This is a genomic window from Streptomyces sp. NPDC044106 (assembly GCF_056433985.1).
Map to the genome: position 1 here is coordinate 1 of NZ_JBWKFZ010000012.1, position 25,262 is coordinate 25,262.

Annotated in this window: 24 protein-coding genes, 1 other RNA gene and 1 pseudogene; 13 read left to right on the top strand and 13 right to left on the bottom strand. The window is 71.3% G+C overall.

Annotation, left to right across the window (positions count from 1 at the left end; genetic code table 11):
• Window positions 1-276: 276 nt before the first annotated feature.
• Window positions 277-684, bottom strand: a pseudogene (locus AC07DI_RS22325) (recombinase family protein); the annotation flags it as partial.
• Window positions 685-766: 82 nt separating this feature from the next.
• A complete protein-coding gene (locus AC07DI_RS22330; protein WP_478905779.1) occupies window positions 767-2,206 on the bottom strand; it encodes a sensor histidine kinase in 1,440 nt (479 codons plus the stop codon).
• A 246-nt stretch (window positions 2,207-2,452) separates the two neighbouring features.
• On the opposite strand from AC07DI_RS22330, the gene AC07DI_RS22335 reads away from it, so the two are divergent.
• The 3 genes from AC07DI_RS22335 to AC07DI_RS22345 all read left to right on the top strand — a co-directional run bounded on the left by AC07DI_RS22335 (window position 2,453) and on the right by AC07DI_RS22345 (window position 5,502).
• Complete coding sequence (locus tag AC07DI_RS22335) at window positions 2,453-3,307, top strand: MaoC/PaaZ C-terminal domain-containing protein (protein ID WP_478905780.1); 855 nt, start codon at window positions 2,453-2,455, stop codon at window positions 3,305-3,307.
• Window positions 3,308-3,386: 79 nt separating this feature from the next.
• The gene (locus tag AC07DI_RS22340) at window positions 3,387-4,469 is read left to right on the top strand and encodes a Zn-dependent alcohol dehydrogenase (protein ID WP_478905781.1); all 1,083 of its coding nucleotides are present in this window, start codon (window positions 3,387-3,389) and stop codon (window positions 4,467-4,469) included.
• 82 nt (window positions 4,470-4,551) lie between these two features.
• Entirely contained in the window at window positions 4,552-5,502 is a 951-nt protein-coding gene (locus AC07DI_RS22345; RefSeq protein ID WP_478905782.1) for a 3-oxoacyl-ACP reductase, read from the top strand.
• 608 nt (window positions 5,503-6,110) lie between these two features.
• Here AC07DI_RS22345 and AC07DI_RS22350 read toward each other — a convergent pair.
• Window positions 6,111-6,251, bottom strand: a complete 141-nt coding sequence (locus AC07DI_RS22350) for a hypothetical protein (protein ID WP_384256715.1) — start codon at window positions 6,249-6,251, stop codon at window positions 6,111-6,113.
• Window positions 6,252-6,346: 95 nt separating this feature from the next.
• A complete protein-coding gene (locus tag AC07DI_RS22355) occupies window positions 6,347-7,594 on the bottom strand; it encodes a hypothetical protein (RefSeq protein WP_478906014.1) in 1,248 nt (415 codons plus the stop codon).
• 316 nt (window positions 7,595-7,910) lie between these two features.
• Here AC07DI_RS22355 and AC07DI_RS22360 point away from each other — a divergent pair, with 316 nt between their 5' ends.
• The 3 genes from AC07DI_RS22360 to AC07DI_RS22370 are packed head-to-tail and all read left to right on the top strand — an operon-like array spanning window position 7,911 to window position 10,899.
• Window positions 7,911-8,771, top strand: a complete 861-nt coding sequence (locus tag AC07DI_RS22360) for a Nif3-like dinuclear metal center hexameric protein (RefSeq protein ID WP_478905783.1) — start codon at window positions 7,911-7,913, stop codon at window positions 8,769-8,771.
• Window positions 8,768-9,511 carry a zinc ribbon domain-containing protein gene (locus AC07DI_RS22365; RefSeq protein WP_478906015.1) on the top strand — a complete coding sequence of 248 codons (744 nt, stop codon included), beginning with the start codon at window positions 8,768-8,770 and terminating at the stop codon, window positions 9,509-9,511. Before AC07DI_RS22360 ends, AC07DI_RS22365 begins: the two co-directional genes overlap by 4 nt.
• Window positions 9,512-9,522: 11 nt before the next feature.
• Entirely contained in the window at window positions 9,523-10,899 is a 1,377-nt protein-coding gene (locus tag AC07DI_RS22370) for a bifunctional RNase H/acid phosphatase (protein ID WP_478905784.1), read from the top strand.
• A 34-nt stretch (window positions 10,900-10,933) separates the two neighbouring features.
• Here the strand turns inward: AC07DI_RS22370 and eda are convergent, their stop codons facing one another.
• Together eda and AC07DI_RS22380 are read right to left on the bottom strand one after the other, a co-directional pair.
• Window positions 10,934-11,569, bottom strand: coding sequence for a bifunctional 4-hydroxy-2-oxoglutarate aldolase/2-dehydro-3-deoxy-phosphogluconate aldolase (gene eda / locus AC07DI_RS22375; protein WP_478905785.1), 636 nt, complete (start codon window positions 11,567-11,569; stop codon window positions 10,934-10,936).
• A gap of 103 nt (window positions 11,570-11,672) precedes the next feature.
• Window positions 11,673-12,479 (bottom strand): SDR family oxidoreductase, encoded by an 807-nt coding sequence (locus tag AC07DI_RS22380; protein ID WP_478905786.1) that lies wholly within the window; start codon window positions 12,477-12,479, stop codon window positions 11,673-11,675.
• A gap of 63 nt (window positions 12,480-12,542) precedes the next feature.
• Here AC07DI_RS22380 and AC07DI_RS22385 point away from each other — a divergent pair, with 63 nt between their 5' ends.
• Complete coding sequence (locus AC07DI_RS22385; protein WP_384256704.1) at window positions 12,543-13,328, top strand: helix-turn-helix domain-containing protein; 786 nt, start codon at window positions 12,543-12,545, stop codon at window positions 13,326-13,328.
• A 53-nt stretch (window positions 13,329-13,381) separates the two neighbouring features.
• Here the strand turns inward: AC07DI_RS22385 and yaaA are convergent, their stop codons facing one another.
• Complete coding sequence (gene yaaA, locus AC07DI_RS22390; protein WP_384256702.1) at window positions 13,382-14,188, bottom strand: peroxide stress protein YaaA; 807 nt, start codon at window positions 14,186-14,188, stop codon at window positions 13,382-13,384.
• A gap of 209 nt (window positions 14,189-14,397) precedes the next feature.
• On the opposite strand from yaaA, the gene AC07DI_RS22395 reads away from it, so the two are divergent.
• Window positions 14,398-15,843 (top strand): RNB domain-containing ribonuclease, encoded by a 1,446-nt coding sequence (locus AC07DI_RS22395; protein ID WP_478905787.1) that lies wholly within the window; start codon window positions 14,398-14,400, stop codon window positions 15,841-15,843.
• Here AC07DI_RS22395 and AC07DI_RS22400 read toward each other — a convergent pair.
• Together AC07DI_RS22400 and AC07DI_RS22405 are read right to left on the bottom strand one after the other, a co-directional pair.
• Complete coding sequence (locus AC07DI_RS22400; RefSeq protein ID WP_478905788.1) at window positions 15,825-16,496, bottom strand: hypothetical protein; 672 nt, start codon at window positions 16,494-16,496, stop codon at window positions 15,825-15,827. The two genes, AC07DI_RS22395 and AC07DI_RS22400, sit on opposite strands and share 19 nt — an antisense overlap.
• Window positions 16,493-17,365, bottom strand: a complete 873-nt coding sequence (locus tag AC07DI_RS22405) for a MerR family transcriptional regulator (RefSeq protein WP_478905789.1) — start codon at window positions 17,363-17,365, stop codon at window positions 16,493-16,495. The genes AC07DI_RS22400 and AC07DI_RS22405 overlap by 4 nt, the downstream gene beginning before the upstream one ends.
• A gap of 166 nt (window positions 17,366-17,531) precedes the next feature.
• On the opposite strand from AC07DI_RS22405, the gene rnpB reads away from it, so the two are divergent.
• Both rnpB and AC07DI_RS22415 read left to right on the top strand, forming a co-directional pair.
• Window positions 17,532-17,935, top strand: an RNA gene (gene rnpB / locus AC07DI_RS22410) — RNase P RNA component class A.
• A 371-nt stretch (window positions 17,936-18,306) separates the two neighbouring features.
• A complete protein-coding gene (locus tag AC07DI_RS22415; protein ID WP_478905790.1) occupies window positions 18,307-18,591 on the top strand; it encodes a hypothetical protein in 285 nt (94 codons plus the stop codon).
• A gap of 106 nt (window positions 18,592-18,697) precedes the next feature.
• Here AC07DI_RS22415 and AC07DI_RS22420 read toward each other — a convergent pair whose 3' ends face one another.
• Together AC07DI_RS22420 and AC07DI_RS22425 are read right to left on the bottom strand one after the other, a co-directional pair.
• The gene (locus AC07DI_RS22420; RefSeq protein ID WP_478905791.1) at window positions 18,698-19,726 is read right to left on the bottom strand and encodes a tyrosine-type recombinase/integrase; all 1,029 of its coding nucleotides are present in this window, start codon (window positions 19,724-19,726) and stop codon (window positions 18,698-18,700) included.
• Between the two features lie 813 nt (window positions 19,727-20,539).
• Window positions 20,540-20,737 (bottom strand): hypothetical protein, encoded by a 198-nt coding sequence (locus AC07DI_RS22425; protein ID WP_478905792.1) that lies wholly within the window; start codon window positions 20,735-20,737, stop codon window positions 20,540-20,542.
• 265 nt (window positions 20,738-21,002) lie between these two features.
• Here AC07DI_RS22425 and AC07DI_RS22430 point away from each other — a divergent pair, with 265 nt between their 5' ends.
• From AC07DI_RS22430 to AC07DI_RS22440, 3 genes are read left to right on the top strand one after another with little or no spacing between them, the layout of a single operon-like run.
• On the top strand, window positions 21,003-21,671 hold the full coding sequence (locus tag AC07DI_RS22430) for an RNA polymerase sigma factor (protein WP_478905793.1): 669 nt from the start codon (window positions 21,003-21,005) through the stop codon (window positions 21,669-21,671).
• Complete coding sequence (locus AC07DI_RS22435; RefSeq protein WP_478905794.1) at window positions 21,655-22,044, top strand: hypothetical protein; 390 nt, start codon at window positions 21,655-21,657, stop codon at window positions 22,042-22,044. Before AC07DI_RS22430 ends, AC07DI_RS22435 begins: the two co-directional genes overlap by 17 nt.
• 40 nt (window positions 22,045-22,084) lie before the next feature.
• On the top strand, window positions 22,085-23,719 hold the full coding sequence (locus tag AC07DI_RS22440) for a hypothetical protein (protein WP_478905795.1): 1,635 nt from the start codon (window positions 22,085-22,087) through the stop codon (window positions 23,717-23,719).
• A gap of 50 nt (window positions 23,720-23,769) precedes the next feature.
• On the opposite strand, the gene AC07DI_RS22445 is transcribed toward AC07DI_RS22440, so the two are convergent.
• Together AC07DI_RS22445 and AC07DI_RS22450 are read right to left on the bottom strand one after the other, a co-directional pair.
• Entirely contained in the window at window positions 23,770-24,207 is a 438-nt protein-coding gene (locus AC07DI_RS22445) for a single-stranded DNA-binding protein (protein WP_478905796.1), read from the bottom strand.
• A 57-nt stretch (window positions 24,208-24,264) separates the two neighbouring features.
• On the bottom strand, window positions 24,265-25,179 hold the full coding sequence (locus AC07DI_RS22450) for a peptidoglycan-binding protein (RefSeq protein ID WP_478905797.1): 915 nt from the start codon (window positions 25,177-25,179) through the stop codon (window positions 24,265-24,267).
• Between the last annotated feature and the right edge of the window lie 83 nt (window positions 25,180-25,262).

The following is a 25,262-nucleotide window of genomic DNA, read 5'->3' on the forward strand; positions in this document are numbered from 1 at the left end:
TCCGCGTCCGCCAGATCACCGCGTTCTCCCCGCCCCATGCCCGACGCAACGAGCAGATCAGGCGACAGTCACATGATCGGCCGGACAGCTCCTAGCCGATCAGCGCAAGAGGGCCTGTCGGCCTACGGAACGAAGGTGCCCAACTCCCCTGCGCTGCAAGGGGTGCGCTCGAAGCTGGCCGGGAAACCGGGGTTTCTCAGCCTGTGATCCGAAGGCGCCCCCAGGAACGCCAAAGACCCCCGCCAGCCACCCCAGCGAAGGGGCGACCGACGGGGGTCAGGTCAGGCAGTACGAGCGGCAGCACGCCGGGCACGCTGACGGGCCGACAGCTCGTAGAACTCCGAGCGAGGCAGGTACTCCCCGTGGGCGCGTGGTGGTGAGCCCCTTGAGTGTGGCGAGTGCCTTTCGCTGTGTCTCCTCGGAGACCAGCGCAACGGCAGCGCCGTCCTTGCCCAACAGCCGTACTCGCTGGCCTTGTTCGTTGCGGTAGACGGTTGGCGCGGCCTTGATCTGTATGACTTGCCACCCCAGGTACGCGGGGTGGCGCAGCATCCGGGCCACGTAGGCGTACCGCCAGCCCTTGCCACCCGGACCAGGCACACCAGCGCCGTCCAGCCAGCGCACGATGTCGTGGGTTGAGGCGCCGTCCTCGGCCACCCGGCGGAAGATCTCGCGGACCACCTCAGCGCGGGACGGAAAGCCTGGAGCCGCCGGGGTGTCGTCCCAGTAGAGGCGACGGCCCCGCGTGACCGGACAGGTGCCCCTCTCAGAGGACCGCCGTGACCCGGAAGCCGCCGCGGGGCCCGGGGCCGGACGCGAGGGAGCCGCCTGCCGCCGCGAGGCGTTCGGCCAGGCCCTTCAGGCCGCTGCCCGGGGTGCCCGGACCCGCGCCGCGGCCGTCGTCCGTGATCATCAGGCGGGACTGCTCCACGGTGCCCGTGACCTCGATCTCGCAGTGGGTCGCGCCGGAGTGGCGTACGGCGTTGGTGGCGGACTCGCGGACCACCCAGCCCAGAAGCGCCGCGGTCTGCGGGGAGAGCGGCGGGCCCGACTGGCGGACCACCGTCTCGATCCCGGCGGCTTCGAGCAGGTCGCGGGCGCACTCCAGCTCGGTGGCGAGGCTGCCCTCGCGGTAGCCGGTGACGGCCTCGCGGATCTCGGTGAGCGCCTGCCTGCCGACGGCCTCGATGTCGGAGACCTGGCCGAGCGCCGCGTCCAGATCGCGCGGTGCGATACGGCGGGTCGCCTCCGCCTTCACCACGATCACGGAGAGCGTGTGGCCGAGCAGGTCGTGCAGGTCGCGGGAGAAGCGGAGGCGTTCCTTCTCCACCGCGGTGCGGGCCAGTTCCTCGCGGGTGTCACGCAGTTCGCGTACCGCCTCGGAGAGCGAGAGGATCGCGGCAGTCACCATCGTGGACAGGAACGTGGCGTACGCGATGTTCACCGCGCCCCAGCCGTCCCGGAACCCGCCGACGGCGCCCGCGAGGGCGCCGAGGGCCAGGCCGATGGGGCCGAGCCCGCGCCCGCGCGCGGTCGCACCGACGGCCAGGCCGAGCAGCGGGAAGAAGAGCAGCCAGTTGCCGCCGTAGCCGGCGGCGAGCCCGGTGGTCAGCAGGCCGAGCGCGATCAGGGCGACCAGCGTGGAGCGGGCCCGGCGCGTGCGCTTGTCGAAGGCGCGGAAGGCGATGAAGACGTAGAGGGAGTTGAAGGCGAGGATCCCGGTGGCGCCGATCCAGGGGTTGGGGGTCTCGCCCTGGAGGAGGTGGGAGACGGCGCCGAGGCCCATCAGGAGCCAGGGCAGCAGCGCGAATCCGCTGGGCGGCGGCCCGAGCTGCTCGTCCCCGCCGGAGCGGGCCCCGCACCTCTTGCGCCGGCCGAACCTGGCCCATTTGCGGTCGCAGTTCGGTTCGGTACGGGGGCCGGGGGTTCGCTCGGTGCGGGAGTCCTCCGCCGCCTCGGCGCCGGCCGCCCGCCACGCGCGCAGCCCTCGGCCCATCCCGTTCTCTCTGGACACGTCCGCGTTCCCCGTCCTCGCCATCGGGCGGCCGCCGCGGTGCGGGCGGGACGCCGGTACGAGACCCCAGCGTACGAAGCGTTCGCCGGTGGCAGGCAGGGAGGTGGCGACGCAGGGGCCGGAGGGTTCGTCGACGGGAGTCGCCGGCTCGTCGACGGTGGCCGCAAACCCGCGCCGCGCTGTCTTCGTCATGGCCACGACGCTACGGAGGCGGGGCGGCCCCGCGGCAGATCCAGCCGTACGGACTCGGCCGGTACAAATGTCACCGACGCCGATCTGACGTCTCGTCAGCAGCCTTCACAACCGCCGTGGCCTCGGCTATACATGGGACCGCCGGACTGGAACGCGTTCTAGAACGGCCCTGTTGCGACCTCGGTGCGGTCGACGGTGCGGACGGCCGCACCGAGGTCTTCACCCACGGCCCAAGGAGCTGCCCCGATGCCCATTGACGCAGTGCAGGCCGTGGCCGCCGAGCCCAGGTCCGCCGAGATCGCCTGGGACCACAAGGACATCCAGCTCTACCACCTGGGCCTCGGCGCGGGACGCCCCGCCACGGACCCGGACGAGCTGCGCTACACGCTGGAGTCCCGGCTGCACGTCCTGCCCAGCTTCGCCACCGTCGCGGGCGCGGGCATGGGCGTCGTCGGCGGCCTCTCCGCGCCCGGCATCGAGGTGGACCTGGCCGCCGTCCTGCACGGCGGCCAGAGCATCACCCTGCACCGCCCCATCCCGGTCAGGGGCGAGGCCGTCAGCACCTCCAGGGTCGCCGCCGTGTACGACAAGGTGAAGGCCGCGATCCTCGTCCTGCGCACCGAAGTCGCCGACGACGAGGGGCCGTTGTGGACCAGTGACGCCCAGATCTTCGTGCGCGGCGAGGGCGGGTTCGGCGGTGACCGCGGCCCCTCCACCCGCCTCCCCGCGCCCGAGGGCGACCCCGACCTGGAGGTCGAACGCCCCGTACGGGAGGACCAGGCGCTCCTCTACCGCCTCTCGGGGGACTGGAACCCGTTGCACGCCGACCCCGAGTTCGCGGCGCTCGCCGGTTTCGACAAGCCGATCCTGCACGGCCTGTGCACCTACGGGATGACCCTCAAGGCCGTCGTCGACACCCAGCTCGGCGGCGACGTGTCGCGGGTGCGCGGCTACAGCACCCGTTTCACGGGAGTCGTCTTTCCCGGCGAGACCCTGCGCATCCGCATGTGGCGGTCCGACGGCCGGGTGCAGGCCACGGTCACCGCGGTCGAACGGGACGACGCGCCGGTCCTGGCCGACACCGTCGTCGAACACACCTGAGGACGCACACGCTGAGGTCGCACACGTCCGAGGTCGCGTACGCCTGAGGCAGCGATCTCCGTACGAGAGGAGCCGCGCCATGCGCGCAGCCGTACTGCACGAGACAGGCCAGGACAAGCTCGAAGTCCTCGACGGCATCGAGACGGCGGGCTTTGGCCCCGGCAAGGTGAAGATCCGCGTCCGGGCCACCGGGCTGTGCCACTCCGACATCTCGGCGATGAACGGCGTGCTGCCGCAGCCCGCCCCCTTCGTCCCGGGGCACGAGGGCGCCGGCGAGATACTCGACGTCGGCGACGGCGTGACCGGCCTCGCCCCGGGCGACCGCGTCCTCCTCTGCTGGCTGCCCGCCTGCGGCGCCTGCCCCGCCTGCAAGCGCGGCCAGACCCAGCTGTGCCTCGCCGGCTTCATGAACGCGGGCACCCCCAACTTCAAGCGCTCCGGCGACGGTTCGGACGTGTTCGGCTTCGCGGGCACCGGCACCTTCGCCGAGGAGGTCGTCGTCGACGCCGGGTGCGCCGTGCCGATCCCCGACGACGTGCCCTTCGACATCGCCGCGCTGATCGGCTGCGGCGTGACGACAGGGCTCGGCGCGGCCGTCAACACCGCCGACGTGGCGGCCGGTTCGTCGGTCGCCGTGATCGGCTGTGGCGGCGTCGGCATCTCCGCGATCCAGGGGGCCAGGCTCAAGGGCGCGGCACAGATCGTCGCGGTCGACCCGGTCGCCTCGCGCAGGGAGGCGGCACTGAAGTTCGGCGCCACCGAGGCGGTGTCGCCCGACGAACTGGCCGACGCCAAGCAGCGGATCACCGCGGGCGAGGGCTTCGACTACGTCTTCGAGGTCGTCGGCAAGTCGGCCACGGCCCGCACGGCGTACGAGACGACGCGGCGCGGCGGCACGCTGTGCGTCGTCGGGGCCGGTGCCATGGACGACCACCTGCGGCTCAACATGTTCGAGCTGTTCTTCGACGAGAAGCGCATCCTGCCCTCGATGTACGGCGGCGGCGACGTCCTCACGTCGTACGAGCGGGCCATCGCGCTCTGGCGGGCCGGCCGCATCGATCTGGCAGGACTCATCACCCACCGCGTACAGCTCGCCGAGATCAACGAGGCCCTGGACCAGATGCGCACGGGCACGGCGCTGCGCACCTGCATCGAGATCTGACCCCGCAGCATCCGGCCCGCAGCATCCGCCCTACAGCATCCACCCTCTCGCATCCGCCCCGTCCAGCTTCGAAGGGACTTCGATGTCATCGACCTCACTGCCACTTGAGGGCCTTTCCGCGATCGTGACCGGTGCGGGCCGCGGGCTCGGCCGCGCCGAGGCGCTGGAACTGGCCCGGCTCGGCGCGAGCGTCGTCGTCAACGACTTCGGGCAGCCGGGCCGCGACGGCTCGGGCGAGGCGTCGGCGGCGCCCGCCGAGGAGGTCGCGGCCGAGATCCGGGCGGCGGGCGGGCGGGCCACCGCCCACACCGGCGACGTAGCCGACCACGAACAGGCCCGCGCGCTCGTCCGGTCGGCGATCGACACCTACGGAAAGCTCGACATCCTGGTCAACAACGCGGGCATCCTGCGGGACCGGATGATCTTCTCGATGAGCGAGGCCGAGTGGGACGCGGTCATCCACGTCCACCTCAAGGGGCACTTCAACACCACCCACTTCGCGGCCGCGCACTGGCGCGAGCGCTCCAAGGCGGCGGGCGGCCCGGTGTACGGCCGGATCGTCAACACCTCGTCCGAGGCCTACCTCGCCGGGTCGGCGGGCCAGCCCAACTACGCGGCGGCGAAGGGCGGCATCGTCGGCCTGACGACGTCGACGGCGCTGGCGCTCGCCAAGTACGGCGTGACCGCCAACGCCATCTGCCCGCGGGCCCGTACGCGGATGACCGAGGACGTCTTCGCGGGGTTCGCGGAGCCGTCGGATGGCCGGCTCGACCCGCTGGCGCCCGAACACGTGTCGCCGCTGGTCGGCTATCTGGCCTCGCCCGCCGCCGCCCGGATCAACGGGCAGCTGCTCGTGGTCCACGGCGGCATGGTCGCGGTCGTCGAGCGGCCCAGGGTGGCGGCGAAGTTCGACTCGGCGAAGGAGGCGTTCACCTTCGACGAGCTGGACGAGGCGCTTTCGCCGTACTACGCGGACCGCCCGCCGAACGAGACGTTCGCGGCGGCGGAGGTGCTGGGGCTCAAGCGGGGCTAGCGGGGTTCGAAGACAGGCTCTCAGGCAGGGATGAGGACGGGCTCTCAGGCAGGGGGCGAAGACGTCCTCGTCGGCCCCGTCGAGGATGAATCCGTTGTCGAAGCGGACCCGTACGCTCACGCGAGGAGGCCGTTCCTGGAAGGCGGTCCACGCGGGTTCCAGGGAGCCGATCTTCTCTTCGAGCTGCCTCCTGCTCTCCGTGGGCATCTCGCCCCCGAAGGCGTCGAGCAGCGACTTGAGCCGCTCGTACTCGCGCACGTCGTCGCTCACTTCCTGGTGGTCGACCACCTGCTCGACGGTCCCGGCGCTGCCCGCCGCCAGGGACAGGAACCCGACGACGACCCCCGCCACCTCGGCCGAATCCGTCAGCCGGGTGTCCGCTGCCAGCACCACCCGCCGGCCTGCCTTCAGAGCCATGTGCTCCCCATCTCCCTCGCGTCGTCTACGTCAACTACCTGCGGGAACGCCTCAACGAGGCGGTCGGTGAAAGGCCTCGCCCCCGCGCCATGGGTGGCGGCACGGGGGCGAGGCCTCTCGTTCTCGTCGCTCTTGTCGCTACGAGCTTGGCGCTACGAACGGGCGTACCGGTCAGGACTGCCGGTACCGGATCAGGACTGCTGGTCCTGCCTGCGGTGCCGCCCCCGCGGCGCCGCTGCCTCGTCGCGCTCGGACACCGGGCCCCGGTGCCTGCCGGCTCCGGACCCCGCGCCGGTGGGCGCGTTCGACGGCATCCGTGGTGCGGTGTTCATGCGTGGTGCGGTGTTCTGGTGTGTCTCCGAAACGGTCTCGGTCGTAGTCAATCCATTCACCCCGTAAAGAAGATCGTTCGTACAGCCGGGCGAGTCTAACCGGCCACTGTTCGACCGCCGAGGGGTGCCTGCTGGAGGGGTACGGGACGTGTGACGGCGGGCTTCGGGAGGTCGGCGGGGGAGGCCGACGGGGGCGGCGGTGGCGGTGGTGGCGGGTAGGGAACGTTTCTCTCCGCAGGGGCGCCGGGACCGGGCGATGGGGCGCCGGCACCGGCCGGTGAGGCTTCGGCCGCGCTGGGCGGCGGGGCGGGTCGCGTCACCCGGGCCACCCCGCACGGCACGGCGGCCGTGACGTACGGCAGGCACAGGGTGCCGTCCCGCGTCCACCAGCCGGATCCGGCCAGCCAGCCGGGGGGCGCGGCCAGCTGATGCAGCTTGCGTTCGGCGGGCCGCCAGAGGCCGAGCCAACTACCGCCACCACCCCCGCCGCCACCCCGACCCGCCGGGGCGTCGATCCGCAGCGCCACCGCGCAGGCCTCCGGTGTGAGGGCCTGCCCCGGCTGCATCGCGAACGGCGTCACCGCGAGGTCCGGCGGCGACAGGCACTCGGGGAAGCGCACCGGCCGCGTACCACCGAGGACGCCCCAGCCGAGGCGGGGCCGCCCCGGGGCGTCGGAGCGGATCAGGAGGAGACCGCTGCCCGCGTCGGCGAGCAGCAGCCGGTCGTCGCTCTCCTCGGAGATCTGCAGAAGGGGGGTGACCTCGCCGCCGCGCTCCAGATCCACCGCGACCGTCTTCGTGCGGCCGTCGAGATCGCGGTCGAGCGCGAGCATGCGGTCCGTGCCGTCCAGCCAGACGCCGCCCGAACAGCGGCCGGGCACCGCGGCCAGGTGTTCGGGCCCGAAGGAGCCGCCCGCCACCAGCCAGATGTCGGAGGAGCGGGCGCCGGGCGCGAGGGCGTACGCGCGGTCGCCGCCCGGCGCCGGTGGCAGCAGGCTCAGCTCGCCGCACTCCACGGCCCCGAGCGGCACCTCGCCGGTGCCGGGTCCTGTCGGATACAGCAGGGAGAAGGCGTGCCGCTCACCCACCACGCGGTGGATGAGGACGCGGCCGTCCGCCATCGGATGCACTTCCGTGGACGGCTCCTCGGGCTGGTTGCCGGGCAGCGGCACGGCGTACGGCTCTCCGGAGCCGAGGGTCCAGCGTTCGGGATACCAGGAGTCCGGGGCGCCGGCGGCGCGGGCGAGGCGCGCCGCGTACGAACCGTCCGCCGCGATCGTGCACCCAGCCGGGCGGGCGGGTACGCGGAGACGGACGGGGGGCGCGGGGGCGGTGGGGGGCATGGGGGCCGTGGGGGTCTGGGTCGGTGGCGGCGCTGGTGGCGCGGTCATCGTGGTGTCACCTCCGGCCCCGAAGCTAGTTTTCGTCCGCACTGACGTGGCATCGACGGGCGTCCGCTTCACACAGAAGGGTGGAGATGTCCCGATTCGCCTGAGGGGGAGGGGGCGGTTGTGCTGTGAGGGAGGCCGGTCCCGGCGGCCACGCCGACAGCCGCGCAGCGGCATCGGGAAGTGGCACCGAGAAGCCTCCCAAGTAGCCGCTCCGTAGCGGTCAGTAACGCACGACCTGCGCGGGACGCGGGGAAGGTAGCCTTTCTCCGTGCCCCGTCTGTCTGAAGTCATCGCCGCGCTCGACGCCCTGTGGCCCGCCGATCTGGCCGAGAGCTGGGACGCGGTCGGCACGGTCTGCGGAGACCCCGACGCGGAGGTCTCGCGGGTCCTCTTCGCCGTCGATCCCGTCCAGGAGATCGCCGACGAGGCGGTCTCCCTCGGAGCCCAGCTCCTGGTCACCCACCACCCCCTCTACCTGCGGGGTACGACGACGGTCGCGGCGTCCACCTTCAAGGGCCGGGTCGTCCACGACCTGATCAAGCACGACGTCGCGCTGCACGTCGCGCACACCAACGCCGACCGCGCCGACCCGGGCGTCTCCGACGCGCTCGCGGGAGCGCTCGACGTCCGCGTCGTACGCCCCCTCGTACCCGACCCCGCCGACCGGCACGGCCGCCGCGGCCTCGGCAGGATCTGCGAGCTCGACCACCCCCTGACCCTCGCCGAGCTGGCCGAGCGCGCCGCGAAGCGGCTGCCCGCCACCGCACAGGGCATCCGCGTCGCGGGCGACCCGGACGCGCTGATCCGCACCATCGCGGTCAGCGGCGGCTCCGGCGACAGCCTCTTCGACGACGTACGCGCCGCGGGCGTGGACGCCTTCCTCACCGCGGACCTGCGCCACCACCCGGCGTCCGAGGCCCGCGAACGCACACCTCTCGCGCTGCTCGACGCCGCGCACTGGGCCACCGAGTGGCCCTGGTGCGAGCTGGCCGCAGCCCAGCTCGACGAGATCTCCGACCGGAACGGATGGGGCCTTCGCGTCCACGTCTCGAAGACGGTCACCGACCCCTGGACCGCCCACGCGGCCTCACACAACGCCTCAAACGACTCAACAGGAGCCCCCAACTGAACGCCGCGCCCGCCGACCAGATCCGACTGCTCGACGTCCAGGGTCTGGACGTACGCCTGCAGCAGCTCGCGCACAAGAAGAAGTCCCTGCCCGAGCACGCCGAGATCGAGTCGCTGAACAAGGACCTCACGCAGCTGCGCGACCTGCTCGTCGCCTCCACGACCGAGGAGAGCGACTGCGCCCGCGAGCAGACCAAGGCGGAGCAGGACGTCGACCAGGTCCGTCAGCGCGCGGCCCGCGACCAGCAGCGCCTGGACTCCGGCGCCGTCACCTCCCCCAAGGACCTGGAGAACCTCCAGAAGGAGATCGCCTCGCTGGCCAAGCGCCAGGGCGACCTCGAGGACGTCGTCCTGGAGGTCATGGAGCGCCGCGAGTCCGCCCAGGAGCGGGTCGCCGAGCTCACCGAGCGGGTCTCCTCGGTCCAGTCGAAGATCGACGACGCGACGGCCCGTCGTGACGCCGCGTGCGAGGAGATCGACGCCGAGGCCGCCACGGTCGGCAAGGAGCGCGAGGTCGTGGCGGGTTCGGTCCCGGCCGACCTGCTCAAGCTCTACGACAAGCTCCGCGTGAAGGAGGGCGGTGTCGGCGCCGCCAAGCTCTACCAGCGGCGCTGCGAGGGCTGCCGCCTCGAGCTCAACATCACCGAGGTCAACGAGGTGAAGGCGGCGTCCCCCGACACCGTGCTGCGATGCGAGAACTGCCGCCGCATCCTGGTCCGTACGTCCGAGTCCGGCCTCTAGGAGCCTGCCCGGTGCGGGAGTTCATCGTCGAGGCCGACGGCGGGTCACGGGGCAACCCGGGGCCCGCGGGGTACGGCTCGGTCGTCATCGACGCGGCCACGGGGGAGACCCTGGTGGAGGCCGCCGAGTACATCGGCGTCGCGACGAACAACGTCGCGGAGTACAAGGGCCTGGTGGCCGGCCTCAAGGCGGCCCACCAGCTGGACCCGGCCGCCTCCGTGCACGTCCGCATGGACTCCAAGCTCGTCGTCGAGCAGATGTCGGGCCGCTGGAAGATCAAGCACCCCGACATGAAGCCGCTCGCCGCCGAGGCCGCGCGGGTCCACCCGCCCGACCGGGTGACGTACGAGTGGATCCCCCGCGAGAAGAACAAGCACGCGGACCGGCTCGCGAACGAGGCGATGGACGCGGGCAAGCGGGGGGAGCGGTGGTCGCCGTCAGCGTCGACGGCGGAGCTCGACGCGAGGGCCGCGCGGGCGGCGGCCGAAGCTCCCACCGAGCTCTTCGGGTCCCCCGAGCCCGGCGGGCCGCCGGGAGACGCGGCTGCGGGCGCTGCGCGGGCGCGGGCGGCGCTGAGCGCCGGAGCCGCGTCGCGCGGGGATTCGGTCTCCGACTCGGGGTCGGGGCCGGGGCCGGTATCGGTCGCTGACTGGGCCTCGCCGTCGCCCTCGTCCTCGCCGCCCGCCACCGCACAGGGAAGCGCCGACGCCCGCGCCGCGCGCAACGCCTCCGCCCCGCCCGTCGGCTGGGCCGCCCCCGCCGACCTCGGCGCCCCCGCGACCTTCGTCCTGCTGCGGCACGGCGAGACCGCGCTGACGCCCGAGAAGCGGTTCTCCGGGAGCGGCGGCAGCGACCCGTCCCTCTCCGGGGCGGGCCGTGCGCAGGCCGAGCGCGCCGCGGCCGCCTTCGCGCTGCGCGGCACCATCGAGGCCGTCGTCTCCTCGCCGCTCAAGCGCTGCCAGGAGACGGCACGCACCGTCGCCGCCCGGCTCGGACTCGACGTACGGCTCGACGACGGCCTGCGCGAGACGGACTTCGGCGCCTGGGAGGGGCTGACCTTCGGCGAGGTGCGCGAGCGCCAACCGGAGGAGCTGAACGCCTGGCTGGCCTCCCCGAAGGCGGCGCCGCCCGGCGGCGAGTCGTTCGCGACGGTCTCGCGCAGGGTCGCGGCGGCGCGTGACCGGCTGACCGCCGCGTACGCGGGCCGCACGGTGCTGCTCGTCACGCACGTCACGCCCATCAAGACGCTGGTGCGGCTCGCACTCGGCGCCCCGCCGGAATCGCTGTTCCGCATGGAACTCGCGGCGGCCTCGGTCTCGGTCGTGGCGTACTACGCCGACGGCAACGCGTCGCTGCGCCTGCTGAACGACACGTCCCACCTGCGCTGAGAGCCTGCTGCTGACCGGTGCCCCGTCCGGCCGGTCAGCGCGGGCGGAGGGCGGCGGCCTCGCGGGCCAGCGACTCGACGCGTGCCCAGTCCTTGGCGGCGACGGCGTCGGCGGGGAGCATCCAGCTGCCGCCCACGCAGCCGACGTTCCGCAGTTCGAGGTACGTGGGCGCCGTGCCGGCGGTGATCCCGCCGGTCGGGCAGAAGCGGGCCTGCGGCAGCGGCGCGCCGAGGGACTTCAGGTAGGCGGTGCCGCCTGCGGCCTCGGCCGGGAAGAACTTCATCTCCCGTACGCCGCGTTCGAGCAGCGCCACGACCTCGGAGGTCGTCGAGACCCCGGGCAGGAACGGCAGGCCGGACCCCCGCATCGCGTCCAGCAGCGTGTCCGTCCAGCCGGGGCTGACGACGAAACGGGCGCCGGCCTCGACCGAGTCGGCGACGTTGCGGGCCGTGATGACGGTGCCCGCGCCGACCACCGCGTCCGGTACCTCGGCGGCGATGGCCGAGATCGCGTCGAGCGCGACCGGAGTCCGCAGCGTCACCTCGATCGCGGGCAGCCCGCCCGCGACCAGGGCCCGCGCCATCGGCACGGCGTCGCCGAGTTCCGCCACGACGACGACGGGAACGACGGGGGCGAGATCGAGCACGGAGCCCGTTGCGGAGGAGGTCATGGAGTCATCCTGCCCGGGGGGTGCAGCACGCGCAAAGCGCGTTGCGCATGCTGCAATGACACAGGTTTTGCCGTACGTGTCGAGTGGACGTCGGATGTGCCGGTCACGCCCGGGAGGCGAGGTGGCGCCACGCGTTCCATGTGTCGAGGCGCTTCTGATAGGCCGCCTCGACCACCGGATAGGGGTAGGTGCCGAGGAAGAGCCGCAGGGGTGGTGCGTCGGTGTCGACGAGTTCGAGGATGACGGCGGCGGTGTCCCGCGCGTCCTGGGGGGCGCGGGCGGACGCACCGGCCCGGCGTGCGGCGCGGACGGGTTCGTAGGCGGGGAGCGGCTCGGTGTGCACTGCGGACGACCCCGACCAGTCGGTGCCGTAGGGGCCGGGTTCGATGAGGGTCACGTGGATGCCGAACTGGGCGATCTCCTGGGCCAGGGCCTCGCTCAGCCCCTCAAGGGCCCACTTGGAGGCGTTGTAGAGCCCGAGTGTGGGGAAGGCGGCGAGGCCACCGATGCTGGATACCTGCAGGATGTGGCCGCTGCCTTGGGCCCGCAGGTACGGCAGGGCCGCCTGCGTCACCCACAGCGGGCCGAACAGGTTGGTGTCGAGCTGTGCGCGGGCCTGTTCCTCGGTGGTCTCCTCGACCATGCCGAACAGGCCGTAGCCCGCGTTGTTGACGACCACGTCGAGGTGGCCGAAGGCCTCGGCGGCCCGCCGCACCGCGGCGAGCACGGATGGGCGGTCGGTCACGTCGAGGCGGAGCGGGAGGACGTTGTCCCCGTGGGCGTCAAGGAGGGGGCGCAGGGTCTCGGGATCGCGTGCGGTGACGGCGACACGGTCGCCGCGGTCGAGAGCGGCTTCGGCCCAGACGCGGCCGAAACCGCGGGACGCGCCGGTGATGAACCAGGTCTTCATGGCATCGAGCCTGCGCCGTTCGCACCCCGGCAGCCAGCACCCCCACGGGGTTACCCTCGCGGCATGGTGGCCGACAATCTCCTGGGAGACTTCCTCAAGGCCCGCCGCGGACGGGTCGCTCCGGCGGACGCGGCGGTACCCACCGGCGGACGCCGCCGGGTGGCGGGACTGCGCCGGGAGGAACTGGCCCGGCTCGCCGGAATCAGCGAGCCGTACCTGGTCCGGCTCGAACAGGGCGTCGACCGGCACCCTTCGCCCCAGGTGCTGAACTCCCTCGCGCGGGCGCTGCAGCTGGACGCCGACGCCTCCGCGCACCTGCACGCCCTCGCCGCCCCCGCCCCCGTGGCGCCGTCGCGGACCGAGGTCTCCGCGGACGTGCACCGGCTGCTCGACGCGTGGGCGGACCGCCCCGCGTACGTGCGCGACCGGTGCTTCGACGTACTGGCGGCGAACAAGCAGGCCCGTGCGCTCGCCCCGATGTACGAGCCCGGGAGCAACCTGGTCCGAGCGGTGTTCCTCGACCCGGCGTCCCGCCTGCTCTTCCCCGACTGGGCGGAGGTGGCCGCGCAGACCGCGGCGGCCCTGCGCGCCGAAGCCGATCCGCGCGACCCCGCAACCGTCCGGTTGCTCGCCGAGTTGGAGACGGACGAGGAGTTCCGTCGGTTGTGGACGCGGCACGAGACGCGTCCCGTCCGGGACGAACTCAAGCGCTTCGCGCACCCGGTCGTCGGCAGCCTCGCCCTGCGAAGGCAGGCGCTCACGGTCGGCGGCGCCGAGCAGCAGGTGATCATCGTGTACCAGGCGGCGGCCGGGAGCCCGTCCGAAGCGGCCCTGGCGCGTCTTCTCTGACGCGCGGACGCCACCGCGAAGAGGTGGGTCCGAAGACAGGCCTGGACAGGCCCTCAGTGAATCTCCCGCACCACCACGTCGAGCGCCCACGGCTTGCCCGGTCTGGCCGGAGCCTCCGCCTCCACCACGTGGCCCAGATCCCGCAGCGCCTCGACCAGTTGGGCCGGGTCCTTCGGCTGGACGCCGTTGGTCAGCAGGGAGCGGACGATCCGCCCCTTCGTCGCCTTGTTGAAGTGCGAGACGACGGACCGCTTCTCGGTACCGGTCCTCTCGTCGACCTGCGCGTGCAGCACACGTACGGTCGCCGTCCGCCCCGCCACCTCACCCTTCGGCTTCCACGCCGCCGCGTACGCGGACGAACGCAGGTCCAGGACGAGGCCGTCGCCCGCCGCCTCGGGCATGACGTCGGCCATCGGCGTACGCCAGTACGCTCCGAGCGCGCCGAGGCCGGGCAGTTTCACGCCCATCGAGCAGCGGTAGGAGGGGATTCTGTCGTTCACGCCGACCGCGCCCCACAGGCCGGAGAAGACGAGCAGGGAGCGGGTGGCGCGGCGCTTGGCGGCGGCGTCGAGCGAGGCCAGGTCCAGGGCGTCGTACAGGACGCCGGTGTAGATCTCGCCGGCCGGGCGCGCGCCCGCCGTGCGCAGTCCGGCGTTCTTCGCGACCTCGCCGCGCAGCCCCTCGCTGAGACCGAGCACGGTGCGCGCCTTCTCCTCGTCCGCCGAGCACAGCTCGACGAGCTCGTCGAGGACCGCCTGCCGCGCCTCGGCGAGCCCCGGCAACGACAGGCTCTCCGGCTTGAGCGGGGCTCCCCGCCCGGAGGGTGCCTTGCCTTCGGACGGCGGCAGCAGGACGAGCACGGTAGGACTCCTTCGGCGGTACGGGGGGAGGGGTGCGGCCCCCGCGAAAGGGTACGGGGCGTGTGCGGCCGCGCTCGAACGGACACCGGCGCGCTCCCGCGGTACGCCGCGGGGCACCGCCCCAGAGGTCCCACCCACCAGCCCGACCCCCGGCACGGCCACGCGCCAAGACCCCGCCCGAGCCCGGCGCATGCCATACGCTCGGGAACATGCCCCGCCGCCACCTCCGAGTGACCGGCGCAGCCGAGGCTCCGCTGCGGGCCGCCCTGCGCGCACTGCGTACCGAACTCGACGTACCCGAAGAGTTCCCGGCCGACGTCCTCGCGGAAGCGGACCGCGCCGCCGCCTCGCCCCGGCTTCCGGAGCACGACGCCACGGACCTCCCGCTCTTCACCGTCGACCCGCCCACCTCCGTCGACCTCGACCAGGCCATGCACCTGGCGCGCCGCAGGGACGGTGCCGGGTACCGCGTGTCGTACGCGATCGCCGACGTCGCCGCGTACGTCACGCCCGGCGGGCCGCTCGACGCCGAGGCCCACCGGCGCGTCACCACCCTGTACTTCCCCGACGAGAAGGTGCCCCTGCACCCCACGTCGCTGAGCGAGGGCGCCGCGAGTCTGCTGCCGGGACAGGACCGCCCGGCCGTCCTGTGGACGATCGACCTGGACGCGGACGGCCGCGCCGAGCGGACCGACGTACGCCGTGCCCTCGTCCGCAGCCGGGTCAAGCTCGACTACGAAGGGGTGCAGAAGGCCGTCGACGACGGCACCGCGGAGGAGCCCCTCGCACTGCTGCGGGAGATCGGCGAACTCCGCGAGCAGCGCGAGGCCGACCGCGGCGGCATCTCCCTCGACGTCCCCGAGCAGGAGATCGTCGAGCGCGACGGCGCGTACGAACCGGCCTTCCGCGCCCCGCTTCCCGCCGACGGCTGGAACGCGCAGATCTCCCTGCTCACCGGCATGGCCGCCGCCGAGCTCATGATCGCCTCGGGTACCGGCATCCTGCGCACGCTGCCGACCGCCCCCGACGGCGCCGTGGCCCGGCTGCGCCGTACCGCGACGGCTCTGGGCATCGACTGGCCGCACCACGTCTCGTACGCGCGACTGGTCCGCTCCCTCGATCCCCGCCAACCGCACCAGGCCGCGTTCCTCCAGGAGTGCACGACGCTGCTGCGCGGCGCGGGCTACACGGCGTTCCGCGGCGGCGAGATCCCCGAGCTGACCACCCATGCCGCGGTCGCCGCCCCCTATACCCACTGCACCGCCCCGCTGCGCCGCCTCGTCGACCGCTACGCCGCCGAGCTCGGCCTCGCCGCCTGCGCGGACGCGCCGCCCCCGGAGTGGGTGCTCGCCGCCCTGGACGTGCTGCCCAAGGAGATGGCGGACGGCAGCAGGCGCGGCAACACCGTGGAGCGCGAGTGCGTGGACATCGTCGAGGCCGCGCTGCTCAAGGGGCGGGTCGGGGAGATCTTCGACGCCGTGGTGGTGGACGTGAAGGAACGTGATCCGTCGGTCGGGACCGTCCAGTTGCGCACGCCCGCGGTCGTGGCCCGCATCGCGGGCGGCTCGGCGAAGCTGCCCCTGGGGGAGCGGCTGAGGGTCCGCCTCGCCCAGGCGGACCCCGGCACCGCGAAGGTTCAGTTCGCGCCCGCGTGAGGGTGCGCCGCCAGCTGTTCCTTGAGGGCCGAGAGAAGCCGGTCGGGCTCGTCCGCGTGCAGCCGGACCTTCGTCACCTCGCGCCGCTTTCCCAGGAAGCCGACGTCGGTGACCGGTTCCGCCAGCTCCAGGGTGAGTGACGTCGTGGAGGCGACCGGCATGTCGAGCGTCCGGCCGTGGGACTGGTCGGGCGTGTCCGGCGCTTGGGGCTCTCGCGGCTCTTGAGGGTGGGTGAAGAGCCGCTCCGCGCGTACGGCGGCGATCAGCGTCAGCGGTATCCGCAGGTCCCGGTGTGCGCCCTGACGGAGCCGCAGCTCGTCGGCCGACAGGACGTGCGGCCGGGTCACGGACGCGGCGTGGAGGCCGAGCATCAGGATCACGCTGTAGACGTCGACGACCAGCATCACGGTGTGGGCGGTCGGCCAGTTCCGCAGCAGCACGGCCATCCCGTACGCCTCGATGACGCAGACGCACGTCAGGCCGTACATGATCGCCGCCTGGTCCCGGGCGTGCCCGAAGGCCTGGTCGCCCGCCCCGCGCACGCCGTGCCGCCGCCGTGCCACCCACATCGCGAGGCTGGCCAGGACGCGCAGCTCGTGCCCGACGAGCCGCCGCACGGGCGCAGGAACGAAACTGCCCCTGAGCATGCTCATTCCGCCCTCTCCTCCCTCTCCTCGGCAGGCCCATCGACGCCCTCCGCCGCCGCGCGCCGTGCCAGCAGCCCCATCGCACGGCGCAGGACCTCGGCCTGCGCGGGAGCGAAGTCCGCGAGGAACGCTTCGAGGAAGCCGTCGCCACGGTCGCCGCGGCCCTCGGCGAACGCCTGCGCGTCCCCCGACCCCAGGTCGCTCAGGAGCGAGTCCGGCAGGGTGTCGGCCAGCGCCCGCGCGGCCTCGTCGACGGCGGCCTGCGTACGGGGGTCGCCGAGGTCGGCGCCGGCGAGGGCGTCGAGCCGTGCGTACACCTCATGGGCCCGCTCCACCGCCCCCGGCGAGCCGAGCGCCGGGCGGATCGCGGTGAGGAACGCGTCCCGGTCCTCCGGCGCGGCGGTGGTGTCGAGCAGGACGAGGAACTCGCGGTCCTTCGTGGCCATCGGGGACTCCGGACCCGGTAGGCGGCCCTCGGAGGCGCGGGCCAGCTCGCCGAAGAACTCCGCCAGTTCGGGTGAGACGGGCCCCTCGGGCGAGAGGCGTCCGTGCTCCGCGTCGGCGAGCAGGGAGCGGAGCCGCTGCCTGCGTTCGCGGATCGCGGCCTCCTGCCGGGCGAGATCCGCGTCCAGCTCGGCGAGGACCTCGGCGAGCTCGCGGCCCGCGTCGTCCGTGAGCACGTCCCGCACCTCGGGAAGCCCGAGACCCAGCTCGGTGAGGCGCCGGACGCGGGCCAGCGCGACGGCATGGCGCAGCCCGTACGCGCGGTAGCCGTTGGACCGCCGCTCGGGCTCGGGAAGCAGACCCAGCTGGTGGTAGTGCCTGATGGCACGCGTCGTGACACCGACGATGCCGGCGAGCTCTCCGATTCGCATGGGCCCAGTAGAAACGTTGACGCTACGACAAGGTCAAGCGTCCCCGACCCGGGCGGCGGGCCCCGCGCAGGTGTCCCGCACCGCCATGGGCACCGCCCGCGCACGGGTCGTGGGCGGAGCGGGTCGGGACCGGGAAGCCGCCGGGTACCATGGTCCGCACGGCAGACGAGCCGGGCGGGCGGCCGCGTGAAGATCCCTTCGGGGGCTTCCCGAGGAACGTCCGGGCTCCACAGGGCAAGGTGGTGGCTAACGGCCACCCGGGGTGACCCGCGGGACAGTGCCACAGAAAGCAGACCGCCTCGCGTTCAGGCGCGGGGTAAGGGTGAAACGGTGGTGTAAGAGACCACCAGCGCCTGAGGTGACTCAGGCGGCTAGGTAAACCCCACCTGGAGCAAGGTCAAGAGGAGCGCCGTGAAACGCGCTCTGCGCGGACGTTCGAGGGCTGCCCGCCCGAGTCCGCGGGTAGACCGCACGAGGCCGGCAGCAATGCCGGTCCTAGATGGATGGCCGTCGCCGCGACGTCCGCGAGGACCCGCGGTACAGAACCCGGCGTACAGCCCGGCTCGTCTGCCGCTTAGAGCTTCTGACCAGCAAAATCGCAGGTCAGAGGCTCTTTTTCGTAGGTGCGGGCGGCGGGCAAGACCCCGTTCCGTACCGGTTCAAACCGGACCGCGCGGATACGTAAGTAGCCACGTAAGTAGCCAGGAACGTAGCCGCGCGAGGTGAGGCTGAGGTCGGCGATGAGCGACCGCGGCCAGTCGAAACGGCCTCTGTCCTGCTGTGTTTCCGCGGTACGACCGCGATACCACAGCACGCAGCGAACCGCCTTCCGACTTGAACCTTCCCGAGAGCCCTGTCGGGCGGGTGCGTGCGCGGTTGATGAGTACCGGCAGGAGGGGTGCCACCCGCACGTCTCCGAGATGCGCTTCTAGGCCACCGGAGTGATCCTCGAAGTGGGGACACCCACGGAGGTCGTCATGGGGCATAAGCGCAAGTTGCTCACCGTCACGATCGAGTTCGAGCTGGCCGAGGGTGATGGCGCGCTGCGGGTTCCCCGTCTGCTCCAGGCTCGGACGGCGGCAGCCGAAGCGGCTCTTGCCGCGGCTCAGGACGTGCTGCAAAACCGCATCTCGAAAATGGCCGTCAGGGCTAGCTACGACTACCGATGGGTGGAGTCGTCCACGACCCTGCTCACGAATGCCGAGGATGACGACGTGCCTGAGTGATGTCCTTCAACGCGGCAGCGGGGCTGGGGCCGGACCACCGGCCCCAGCCCCGCTGAGGTTCATCGCCTGCTTTGTCACCCCTACGAGGGGCGGGGCAGAGGGGGTCTCATGCCGCGGCGCCCACGAGCAGGGGGCCAGCCGTGGGTCGTGCAGTCAGGTTGGCGGCTATCGCCCCGTGAGTGTCGGCGTGGTCCTTCAGGAGATGGCTGTAGGTGCGCCGCAGCTCGTCGATGGTGTCCCCGACCCAGGCGGCCACCGTGTGCTCGGGGATGCCGTTCTGGAGGCAGGTGGAGATGAAGGTGTGCCGCAGGTCGTGGAAGGTCGGAAGGTTGCCGTCCTTGTCTTTGATGCCCAGCTTCAGCAGCGTGGGCTTCCAGACGTAGTCGTTGAAGGAGTTTCGGCACATGAGGTTGCCGCGAGGTGTCCGGAGGAGCGCTAGGGCCTGGCCGCGGGCGCAGTCGTCGATCTTCTTCTTGTGCTGCCAGTGGACAGTCTCGGTGATCTTGGGCGGGAAGCGCTCCATGTGTTCGACGAGGGCGTCCTGGAGGTACCCAGGCGTCGGCACGACCTTCGAGTTGAGACGTGGGCTCGTCTTGAGCCGTTCCACGAGCAAGGGCGTGTACCCGGTCTCCTTGGTCCTGAGGACCTGTCGGTGAATGGTGAGCAGCCCTCTCTGCCAGTCCAAGGCGTCTTTACAGACGGCGAAGGCTTCCGCCTGCCGAGTACCGCAGGCGAAGCCGAGCATCGGGATGGGGCGGTAGTGGAGGGGGAAGTTGTCGTACAGCGCCCAGCACTCATCCGGAGTGAAGACGTAGATCTTCGTCGGCCCGACGTATGGTCCTTCAACCTCGTAGGTGGGGTTGGCGGAGATCTTCCCGTTCTGTAGCGCGTCCTTCATGATCATCTGGAAGACCTTCCAGTGGCCTGACGCGGTGGAGTTGGCGAGCTTGTCGTTGGCTTCCATCTCCTGCACCCAGACTTCCACCTCGGCCTTCTTGATGCTGCGCAGGCGCTTGCTCCCCCACCTCGGATTCAGGTGCACGCGGACGGCTATCTCGTACTTCTCGTAGGTGATCTCCTTGAGCCGGCGTCTGGCGAGCCAATCGGCAGCCCACTGCCGAAACGTCAGGTTCACCTGGACTGGTTCCGGGGCCGCCCCGGGAGTCATGCCGTCCAGGAGGGCTTGGGCCTGAGCTGCCGTTAGGCCAACGGAGTCGGGAAGGGACGCCCGTGTGCGGCTGCCATCGACTGTGAGGTTGTAGTACCAGTTGTGGTCGCATCCACCCTTTTTGGGCCTGTTCTGGTCGGGGCAGTCGCACCGCTTGTAGGCGGAGGGCTTTCTGGGCACGGGATGCCTCTCGCAATCTCGGTCGGTCTCTCAGGTGGCGCCCTGGCCAGGGGAGTTGGACTGTACGTAGATGCGTCCGTGGCAGGTCAAGCCCGTTAGAGGGGAGCCGAACGGTCGGCGAGCGGCCTTCTGCTTGCTGCGATATCACCTACGCTGACACGCGGAATTCACTCTGTGCGCGAGTCAATCCAGGCTTCAAAATCGCGCTCGCGTACGCGCAGAATTCGGTCGCTGACGCGTACGACGGGGATATCCCAGCTCCTGTAATTGTCGAGGACGGTGCGCTTCGGGACTTCCATCCGCTCGGCGATCGTCTCGAAACTCAGCAACACGTTGGAGCCACCGCGAGGCATCGTCTTCCCTGTTCGCTCGTAGGTGTCCCCCGGCGGACCGTTCCGGCCGGATGGAGCCGGTTGCGTTCAGTCCGGCACCGACAAGTACGTGCATCGGGAGAATTTGTTACGCCAGGGGGTATGCGTGCCTGCCGCACGGGTGCTGGCGCTGTCGACGGGTGCGTCCAGGGTGGCGACTGGGGGCGGGCCAGGCGCTGTTGAGTGGTGGTGTGACGTGTGTGCGGTGAAGCTCGGACGGGCGGGTTGGCTACTTCTCTGGCCCCGCCGCGCGGCTCGGGCGGCGCGGGCTGGGGTAGATGCGCATGACCTGCTGCGTGGCGCCCTTGCCGCGGGTGCGCAGGACGCCTCGTCGGCGGCCGACTCGCACGATGCTGGCGCCGGTCGCACCGACGGTGACCCATTGCTCGAACGGCAGGAGCATCAAGGATCGGTCTGTGGCGCTCATGGGCGTGGGCATGGTCGCGGGGCCTTTCGCTTCGGGTCTGTGTCGGCGCCGGGTTGCTCTCCCGGCCCGCGGCGGCAATGTATACCACAGCGGACGTCGCAAGGTGTCGCTAGCCCGTTCGACTCATTTCGTAAATGACCGGCTATGCTGCCTCGGCGTCGCATCGGAGCATGTACTTCCTCCTGTGAAGGAGTGGTGGAGGCAGGTTGAGGCGGCGTTGCGGCGGATCAGCGCAGCAACAGCTCTTGGGGGAGGACATCGGGCCGTGACGGACAAGGTAGAGGCCCTGCTTACACGTGCCGCAGCAGGCGGAGAGGACGCAGCCGAGGCCATAGCGGGGCTGTACGACGAGCTGAACGACACGGTCTACAACTGGGTGCGGTTCTACATCCGGGACGGGCACGTTGCCGAAGACCTGAGCCAGGAGGTCTGGCTCAAGGTCGCCCAGAACATCAGCAAGTACAGGCCCGGTACGAACTTCCGCGCGTGGCTGCGGACCATTGCGAAGAACACCACGCTCGACTACCTGCGGGCCGTGCAAAGACGCCCGTCGGAAGTGCTGTACGCCGATCACCTGGAGCTCGACCGGCCACGGGTGGGCCAGAGCCCGGAGGAGTACGCGGAGAAGCGTGCGCTGGCCCGAGCCGTGGCAGCACACCTGCCGAAGCTGCGGCCCGAGCAGCAGCAGGTCTTGACCTTGCGGTTCTTCGACGGGGAAAGCCCGGGGAGTACCGCGGAGATCATGGGGAAGACGGCCGGTGCAGTCCGTACGTTGACGGTGCGGGCATTGCGTAAGCTCGCTGAGGTCATGCCAGCCGGGGAGTCCTCCTCCGAGCTGATTGAGGAACTGCTGACGGCGGCAGTGGGCAGAAGCAGAGTTGTCGGTACACGGGTTGAAACACGAGAGGCGAGGGCGCATGTCGCGACGCGCTGACCAGAGCGAGCGCTTGGAGCGGGCGCTGGACGGCGGTCCGATCCCTCACGACGAGGAGACCCGCCGGATGCTGGCGGCCGCGGGGTCACTGCGGCCTGGCCACCGGCGTGACCCGGCACGGGTTCGTGCCGCGAAGGAAGCGATGCTCCGCGAGTTCGCTCGCGTGCGGAATCCGCAGGAAGTCCGCGAGGACTCGGGGACCGGCGACGGCTTGGACGAGCCGGAGATCCACCGCGAGGAAGTCGAACTGCCTGGTGGCGGTCACCTCGTGCTCACGGATATCGAGGCCATCACGCCTGAGCGTGCAGAGGCGACGGCCGCTCGCATCGCGCGCATTCTGCAGACCAGCGAAGAAAGAGATCGGCAGAGTTGAGCAGCGCAATATCTGACGGTCGGGAGCCGGGGGCTCGACCGTGACCTCCGACACGCCGCCGCTCAAGGTCTATTTTCTGGATCCGGACGAGAACGGCGACGAGGAGGTGGCGCTCGCCGATGTTGGCGTGGCTGACATCAACGGCGAGCGGCACCTGTTTCTGAGTCCGCAGTCCTTCTACTCGGCTGTGCGGCAGGTCAAGTCAGCAATGCCGGACCTGCCAGAGGAGCAGGTTGAGCGGCTGGTGCGTGAGCACTGCGAGTTCAAGGACTTCGACGAGTTGCTGAGGCCGCCCGTCGAGGTCGCTCCGCCTGTCGACCTGCCGCCACCCGTGCAGGAACTGGACGAGCCGGCGCCCCCGCGCGGCCGTGCGAAGAAGTGGGCGATCGCCGCAGCCCTGCTACCGGCGTTGACCGGTGCCTGGATGCTGGGGCACTACACGGGCCCAGCCCCAGCCTCAGCAGCGGCGAGCGCACCGGACACATCCCCGGACGCCACCTCGGACGAGGTAGCCAGGGATAACCGGAACCTGGGGCCGGAGCCGTTCACGGCCCACGACTTCAAGGACTTCTCCGAGGCCGGGAAGATCCATTGCAGTCCCATCGACAACCTGGAGGCGGAGTGCACGGACTCCGACGGGATGGTGATGGCAACCAAGGCCGCGACGGGACCCGATTCGACCATCTTCACGTTCTCCTACGGGCGGGAGCGCATTGGTCTGCGCATCTTCGGAACCGCTGGCTACGCCGAAACGTGGACCTTGCAAGAGGGCTCGCAGGAGCTGTATCCCAACATGACCCGCTCGGGCCGCTACGTGCTGTGGAGCACAGATGCGGCGAGGCCGCGGCTGAAGGAATACACGAAACTGCTGGCGTCGGCGTCGAAGAAGTCGGCCGCAGGGGCACACCAGGTAAGCATGATGGGCGCGGCGGACCCGCTGCCGCCCCGCCTGGCTGCTCTCACGTTGGGCACCCTGGGGCTCGACAGACACGACGTGCACACCATCCTCTTCGACTCGCAGGACGCTGCGGTAGACATGCCCGTGCTGATGGCGGCACGAGCCATCCTGGGCGTGGACGATGGGACGTCCGCGGTCATGCTGCCCGGTGAGGAGGACATCGTGGCGCTCGCTATGGGAATTGAGCCGTCGCCCGCGGTGGCCGAGCCGGACACTATCCCTGCACCAGGTGGTTCATCCGGAGGTTCGGCCGTCGTCGTCACGAACCCGGGACCGGCGACGGACCCGAAGCCGACGGGGACCGAGCAGATGCAGAAGCCGGAGGAGCCGCGGCAGCCGACACAGCCGACGGTGCCCGAGCCGAAGCCGGAGGAGCCGCGGCAGCCGACACAGCCGACGGTGCCCGAGCCGAAGCCGGAGGAGCCGAAGCCGGAGGAGCCGAAGCCGGAGAAGCCGAAGCCGGAGCCGAAGCCGGAGGAGCCGAAGCCGGAGGAGCCGAAGCCCGAGCCGGAGAACCCTCCGACGTCCCCTGATGCCCCGGGGACCGTTCCTCCGGCCGAACTGCCGACAGCGTCGCAGGAACCAGGCTCCGACGAGAGGCAACTGCCCACGGGAAGCGTCGCCGAGGAGCCAACGGCGGCCGAGGAGCCGCCGAGCGCGGAGAGCGACGGAGAGCTACTGGGGCTGCCGCAAGCCTGGAGCGCCGCGGGCGCATAGCGGGTCGCGCCGCGCAGGAGATTACTGCGCGGCGCGTGAGGGCTTCAAACTCAGAAGGGCGGCTCAGCCGCCCACTGGTCGTCGGCTACCGGGCGCCCTGCCGGACTGCCGGCTGGCCGCTGACCGCCGGTCCTGGTTACCTTCGCGGTCGCGTTCTTCAGGCTCACGCCAACATCTTCGACGTCGAGTTCGTACACCGTGCGCTTGACGCCTTCACGGTCCTCGTAGGAGCGCTGCTTGAGGCGCCCTTGCACGATGACGCGGGTGCCGCGGGTCAGGGACTCGGTGACGTTCTCCGCAGCCTGCCGCCAGACGGCGCAGGTCAGGAAAAGGCTCTCGCCGTCCTTCCACTCGCTGGTCTGCCGGTCGAAGGTACGCGGAGTCGAGGCGACGCGGAACTTGGCTACCGCGGCGCCGGAGGGGGTGAAGCGGAGTTCGGGGTCATCGACCAGATTTCCGATCACGGTGATGACGGTCTCGCCTGCCACAGGGGCCTCTCAGGGTGGGGGCGGCCCGCCGCAGGGCGGGCCGCCCGGAGAACAGGGTCAGGAGAACAGCAGGCGCCAGGTGAGCGGACCGGGGAGGCCGTCCGCGTCGCCCCTCAGCTCCTTGCGGGAGCGCTGGAAGTCAGCGACGGCCCGGCGATCCGCCTCCGACCACCGCGGGCCCGGCCCGGAGGCGTAGTGCCCACCGAAGCCCTTCTTCACGAGCTGCCTGCCGAGCAGGCTGATGTGGGAGTTGCTCTTGCCCGGCCCGAAGTACGAGGCACCGGGGAACGGCGGCTTCGGCTTCGGCCTGCTCGTCCCACCGGAAGTGGAGCCACCGGAGGACCCGCCGCTCACCTTCGCCTTCGCGAGAGCGAGCAGCTTGGCGAAGTCGAGATCACCCGGATCGCCGTGGGCATTTTCCGGGACATGGGCGTGGCCGCACCATCCCTTGAAGCCGTTCCAGGCCGCGAAGCTCATGCGGGCCCTCGTCTTGCCGTACGAGGACGGGTAAGCCAGCCACGTCGAGGGGCCGGTGAGCGGGATGCCGTTGTTCTTGTACTGCCAGGCCATGAAGGCTGCCAGGCTGTTCAGCGCCCAGTCAGGAGCGTCCGGCCAGTAGATGTAGTCCTTACCGGCCTTCGCACCATTCCACGTCTTCTTGTGCTGGGGGTCGCAGGTCCCGACCAGCTCGATCTGTATGCAGTTGCAGGTGTTCGTCTCGACTCCGCCAGCGAGGTTGACGAGGGCACGGGCAGAGCGGTTGAAAGCGTAGTGCTGGTAGAAGTCCAGGCGCTTCTTGGCGAAGTTCGGCCGGGCGGTGATGTTGGGAGCCTCAGCCCCCTGGCCGTACGAGGGCAGCGATGTGCCCTCGGTGGTGTGGATAACGCCGCAGTTCGGCTTGATGACGTCGCCCTGGTAGCGGGACGAGTAGTCGTACGCGCGGCTGGCGCCTGGGTAGAAGTTGACGGTCACGGTCGCTTCCTCCGGTGCTGGTGAGCAGGGAGGGAGCACCGTGGCCGTCGGTGCCGGTTAGTGTCGCGCGCTGACCGGGAGGT

Excerpts from the sequence above, each read along its gene's own strand:
- AC07DI_RS22400 (WP_478905788.1), bottom strand. The coding sequence starts at position 16,496 with ATGAGCATGCTCAGGGGCAGTTTCGTTCCTGCGCCCGTGCGGCGGCTC.
- AC07DI_RS22385 (WP_384256704.1), top strand. The coding sequence starts at position 12,543 with ATGGTGGCCGACAATCTCCTGGGAGACTTCCTCAAGGCCCGCCGCGGA.
- AC07DI_RS22405 (WP_478905789.1), bottom strand. The coding sequence starts at position 17,365 with ATGCGAATCGGAGAGCTCGCCGGCATCGTCGGTGTCACGACGCGTGCC.
- AC07DI_RS22340 (WP_478905781.1), top strand. The coding sequence starts at position 3,387 with ATGCGCGCAGCCGTACTGCACGAGACAGGCCAGGACAAGCTCGAAGTC.
- AC07DI_RS22395 (WP_478905787.1), top strand. The coding sequence starts at position 14,398 with ATGCCCCGCCGCCACCTCCGAGTGACCGGCGCAGCCGAGGCTCCGCTG.
- AC07DI_RS22425 (WP_478905792.1), bottom strand. The coding sequence starts at position 20,737 with ATGAGCGCCACAGACCGATCCTTGATGCTCCTGCCGTTCGAGCAATGG.
- AC07DI_RS22355 (WP_478906014.1), bottom strand. The coding sequence starts at position 7,594 with ATGCCCCCCACCGCCCCCGCGCCCCCCGTCCGTCTCCGCGTACCCGCC.
- AC07DI_RS22435 (WP_478905794.1), top strand. The coding sequence starts at position 21,655 with ATGTCGCGACGCGCTGACCAGAGCGAGCGCTTGGAGCGGGCGCTGGAC.
- eda (WP_478905785.1), bottom strand. The coding sequence starts at position 11,569 with ATGACCTCCTCCGCAACGGGCTCCGTGCTCGATCTCGCCCCCGTCGTT.
- AC07DI_RS22345 (WP_478905782.1), top strand. The coding sequence starts at position 4,552 with ATGTCATCGACCTCACTGCCACTTGAGGGCCTTTCCGCGATCGTGACC.
- AC07DI_RS22335 (WP_478905780.1), top strand. The coding sequence starts at position 2,453 with ATGCCCATTGACGCAGTGCAGGCCGTGGCCGCCGAGCCCAGGTCCGCC.
- AC07DI_RS22380 (WP_478905786.1), bottom strand. The coding sequence starts at position 12,479 with ATGAAGACCTGGTTCATCACCGGCGCGTCCCGCGGTTTCGGCCGCGTC.
- AC07DI_RS22350 (WP_384256715.1), bottom strand. The coding sequence starts at position 6,251 with ATGAACACCGCACCACGGATGCCGTCGAACGCGCCCACCGGCGCGGGG.
- AC07DI_RS22330 (WP_478905779.1), bottom strand. The coding sequence starts at position 2,206 with ATGACGAAGACAGCGCGGCGCGGGTTTGCGGCCACCGTCGACGAGCCG.